The sequence below is a fragment of the Vibrio sp. 1180_3 genome (assembly GCF_029478545.1).
Lineage (GTDB): Bacteria > Pseudomonadota > Gammaproteobacteria > Enterobacterales > Vibrionaceae > Vibrio > Vibrio aestuarianus.
In genome coordinates, this window is the sequence record NZ_SJFM01000083.1 from 1 (window position 1) to 3,470 (window position 3,470).

The 3,470-nt window shown below is 40.5% G+C and carries 5 protein-coding genes and 1 pseudogene; 1 reads left to right on the top strand and 5 read right to left on the bottom strand.

From position 1 onward, the window contains the following. Positions 1-328: 328 nt before the first annotated feature. Complete coding sequence (locus tag EYW48_RS20640; RefSeq protein WP_140280249.1) at positions 329-925, bottom strand: hypothetical protein; 597 nt, start codon at positions 923-925, stop codon at positions 329-331. 77 nt (positions 926-1,002) lie between these two features. Here EYW48_RS20640 and EYW48_RS20645 point away from each other — a divergent pair, with 77 nt between their 5' ends. Next, entirely contained in the window at positions 1,003-1,131 is a 129-nt protein-coding gene (locus tag EYW48_RS20645) for a hypothetical protein (RefSeq protein WP_277432990.1), read from the top strand. Between the two features lie 580 nt (positions 1,132-1,711). Here EYW48_RS20645 and EYW48_RS20650 read toward each other — a convergent pair. From EYW48_RS20650 to EYW48_RS20660, 4 genes and pseudogenes are all read right to left on the bottom strand, one after another. After that, positions 1,712-1,999, bottom strand: a complete 288-nt coding sequence (locus tag EYW48_RS20650; RefSeq protein WP_013868556.1) for a type II toxin-antitoxin system RelE/ParE family toxin — start codon at positions 1,997-1,999, stop codon at positions 1,712-1,714. Continuing rightward, complete coding sequence (locus EYW48_RS20655; protein WP_017038856.1) at positions 1,989-2,240, bottom strand: type II toxin-antitoxin system Phd/YefM family antitoxin; 252 nt, start codon at positions 2,238-2,240, stop codon at positions 1,989-1,991. The genes EYW48_RS20650 and EYW48_RS20655 overlap by 11 nt, the downstream gene beginning before the upstream one ends. Before the next feature lie 604 nt (positions 2,241-2,844). Beyond that, a pseudogene (locus tag EYW48_RS22035) lies at positions 2,845-2,970 on the bottom strand (DUF3265 domain-containing protein); the annotation flags it as partial. A 10-nt stretch (positions 2,971-2,980) separates the two neighbouring features. Next, positions 2,981-3,304: a hypothetical protein gene (locus EYW48_RS20660; RefSeq protein WP_277432991.1), complete on the bottom strand. Its 324-nt coding sequence runs from the start codon at positions 3,302-3,304 to the stop codon at positions 2,981-2,983. Between the last annotated feature and the right edge of the window lie 166 nt (positions 3,305-3,470).

Genomic DNA, 3,470 nt, shown 5'->3' on the forward strand with positions numbered 1-3,470 from the left:
CGATTTGAAACCAACGAAACTCAACACAAACCAGATCAAAAACTCAATTGAGGCAACCCAATAACCTTGAAAACGATCAATCTCAGGTTGTTCAAGAATCCATTTCGACCAAGCCAACTTGCCGAAAACACGGAGCGAATTCTCAATGAAATCGTAGCTTTGACCTTAAAAACTCATCAAACACATAACGCCGCGTTAAGTGGTGAGCAACGCTACCACCTTACCTAAACCATTGTGCCGTAAACACTAAAACCGAATCAAACCGAAAGTGCCAAGCGTTGGGAATCCGTCTTAAACGCTTTGTTATACGCGTTTCCCTAGTTGTTGCCTAACTACTTTTTACACCGTCCAAATCAATAACCTTCCCACGTTTATTTACGAAAGAAAGCTGATAGCCGTTGTTAGTTCGGCGCATCATACAAGGACTGTTTACATCAATTTCAAGGTTATTAAATTCCTGCCTTGTGATGCCAGAAATAGCTATGACTATGCCTGCTTCACCAAAAAAGCCTGATACTTTTACACGAGATGTAATATGAAATTTCTCGATCAGTTTGATGATAAATGGATTGAACTTATTGGCTTCAAACTTCCCTACTCGGTTGCTGTTAGGGAAGTTTTTCGATGGAATTATTTTTACCTTTAGAGTGCTATTGTCTGTGCAAGGGTGCTTCTCCCAAGGTTTACCCAATGAATCAAAAAACACTCTCCCACCATTGGGGGATTGATAAAAAAACACTGATGCTCCACAGACTGGGCAGTAAGCACTAGGATTTACATAGCTCACAAACACTTTGCTTTGCTCGCTAATACTCCCAACACTTCTGTCTACGGTCTTATTTCGGCGATTATCTACACCACTCATGCCTCTGAATTTACAACACCAACCGCAAGTACAATCAGGGTAATGATTATGTCCACTCATTTATCTTTACCTATCCTTATAACTTAGCTGCATTATCAACTTTTAAACTTAGCGCATGAGCTAAGAAGAACAGAACCATGTCAGCTGGACTGAAACACCGCATAGCGTATAACGCCCAATTAAGTGGTGAACAACGCACTGACCAAGTCGCTGCATTGCACCGTAAAACACTTTACTCAACGCATAGTAAAACTGCCACGCGTTGAGAATCCACTTGAATTGCTTGTTATGTGAATTTTACCGTGAACTCAAAGTAAACCACCGTAGAAATGAAGAGATTTGAATAAGTTACGTACAAAAACGATGCTTACCAAAACCTAAATTTCACAGCGATCTGAGCCAAAGAGAGCTATTTGCAGAATCAACAACAAAGAAAGCGCCCTTTCAGCAACCGCTAAATTTTTTGCGTCACCAGATTTTCAGAGCTGAATGTCAGCAAGTGAATCAGTCAAAAAGACATTTCAATTAAAGCGATTTGAAACCAACGAAACTCAACACGAACCAGATCCAAAACTCAATTGAGGCAACCCAAAAACCTTGAAAACGCTCAATCTCAAGTTGTTCAAGAATCCATTTCGACCAAGCCAACTTGCCGAAAACACGAAACGAATTCTCAATAAAATCGTAGAATTAACCTCAAAAACTCATCCAACACATAACGCCGCGTTAAGTAGTGAGCAACGCAGACCAACTAACCTAAACCATTGTGCTGTAAACACTAAATTCAAAGTAAACCAAAAATCCCAAGCGTTGGGAATCTGTCTTAAACGCTTTGTTATGCTGCTGTTACGAGAACCGAGATGCTAACTTTTTGTACACTGCATCTTTGTCTCGTTTTCCAATAGCCAACACATACACCACGATTTCATCGTCAATAACTTCATAGGCTAAACGATAGCCTGCTGTACGTAGTTTGATCTTGTAAACTGAGTCGTAGCCACGAAGTTTAGACGAAGGAACATGCGGATTTTCTAGCCGCTCTTTAAGCTTCTTTTTGAACTGACTTTGAATTGGTGGAGCTAACTTGCTCCACTCTTTCTTCGCCGCAGGTAGAAATTTAAGCTTATAAGTCATCGATATCTACTTCCACCGCTTCAGATAACTCACCGCGGCGACTTTCAACTAGCTTAGCAAGCTCGTAGTCATCAAGCATATCCATTAGAAACTCATAAGTTTCTGCTGGGACAAGATAAGCTGCTGGCTTATTGTGGTTTAAGATAGCAATAGCAGAACCATCAGCTTCGTTTAGTAAAGCTGTTGGATTTTTCTTTAACTCAGAAATACTTGCTGAACAATCAGCTAAAACCTGTCTCATAATGATACCAATTAAGTATTTAAATAAGTGCTAATTTTAGACCTTATTTTTAGTCTTGGCCAGAAGTTTATGATTGCAGCATAACGCCCAATTAAGTGGTGAACAACGCACTGGCCAAGCCACTGCATTGCACCATAAAACACTTTACTCAACGCATAGTAAAACTGCCACGCGTTGAGAATCCACTTGAATTGTTTGTTATGCAAATTCAATAAGATAAGCTGACTTTACTCGATCAAAAACCACAATTGCAATAATTGAGTGATTCAAGAATCAACCCAAGCAAAAGCCGTGATAAATAAGCCGCAAAAATGAAGTCTGCCTTTCAGCGACAAACTAGGCTTTTGAGCCAAACAAACTCAACGAGCAACGCCTTCAACAAATACAAAATGATCGATTAACTTGCTCTTTCCACACTTTGCGCTCACTAAATTGACAACACGCCAACGCTAAAACCGATTGAGGCAAATAAAGAATATTGCCTGTTTTACGGTTTGAGTTAACCATGAATTTGAGGGTAAAAATGCTCATTTGCCGACAGCTCAAAACGAATGGCCGGAGAAATCCCAAAAGATTGAACCCCTAAATTTACCTGAGTTGCATAACGCTGCGTTAAGGGGTGAATGCCGCATAAACTAACTTTCCGCAGACCACTTTCACCACCAAAACTCACTGCATACCAAAAATGCCACGCGGCATGAATCCCACTTAAACGCCTTGTTAGCTGTATGCCACTGAACTTAAAGTTCAAAATCCTTATTGTACAGCTTAAAGATATTTACCAAGGGCTCTTCCCAACCTAGACATATTTTTAGTTGCTCAACTATTGGCTGCACATACTTTCGAGAAACATTTATTTCTATTTTGATCAGTGGATAATTTTCTACGCGTCCAACAGACCCGAAAACTGGATTTGAGCCATCTAGTGCTCTATGAGAGCCCGTAATTGAGCCATATGCCCAGCAATGGTCATAATTCCCGATTTTATCGACACCAGCTTCATGCAACGTGCTTAAAACCATTTCTTGCTGATTTGGCTGACAAAAAATCTCTAGTTTATACATGTTTCCTCTTTGGACTCTAGAGCTAAACACAAATACAGCTAACGCCGCATTAAGTGGTGAGCAACGCAGACCACTGCACCTAACGTATTGTACCGTAAACACTTAAGCCGAAGCGAACCGAAAATGCCGAGCGTTGGGAATCCGTCTTAAATGCCTTGTTAGGCTA

Coding starts and splice junctions, on each gene's coding strand:
- EYW48_RS20640 (WP_140280249.1), bottom strand. CDS start 925: ATGAGTGGACATAATCATTACCCTGATTGTACTTGCGGTTGGTGTTGT.
- EYW48_RS20645 (WP_277432990.1), top strand. CDS start 1,003: ATGTCAGCTGGACTGAAACACCGCATAGCGTATAACGCCCAATTAAGT.
- EYW48_RS20650 (WP_013868556.1), bottom strand. CDS start 1,999: ATGACTTATAAGCTTAAATTTCTACCTGCGGCGAAGAAAGAGTGGAGC.
- EYW48_RS20655 (WP_017038856.1), bottom strand. CDS start 2,240: ATGAGACAGGTTTTAGCTGATTGTTCAGCAAGTATTTCTGAGTTAAAG.
- EYW48_RS20660 (WP_277432991.1), bottom strand. CDS start 3,304: ATGTATAAACTAGAGATTTTTTGTCAGCCAAATCAGCAAGAAATGGTT.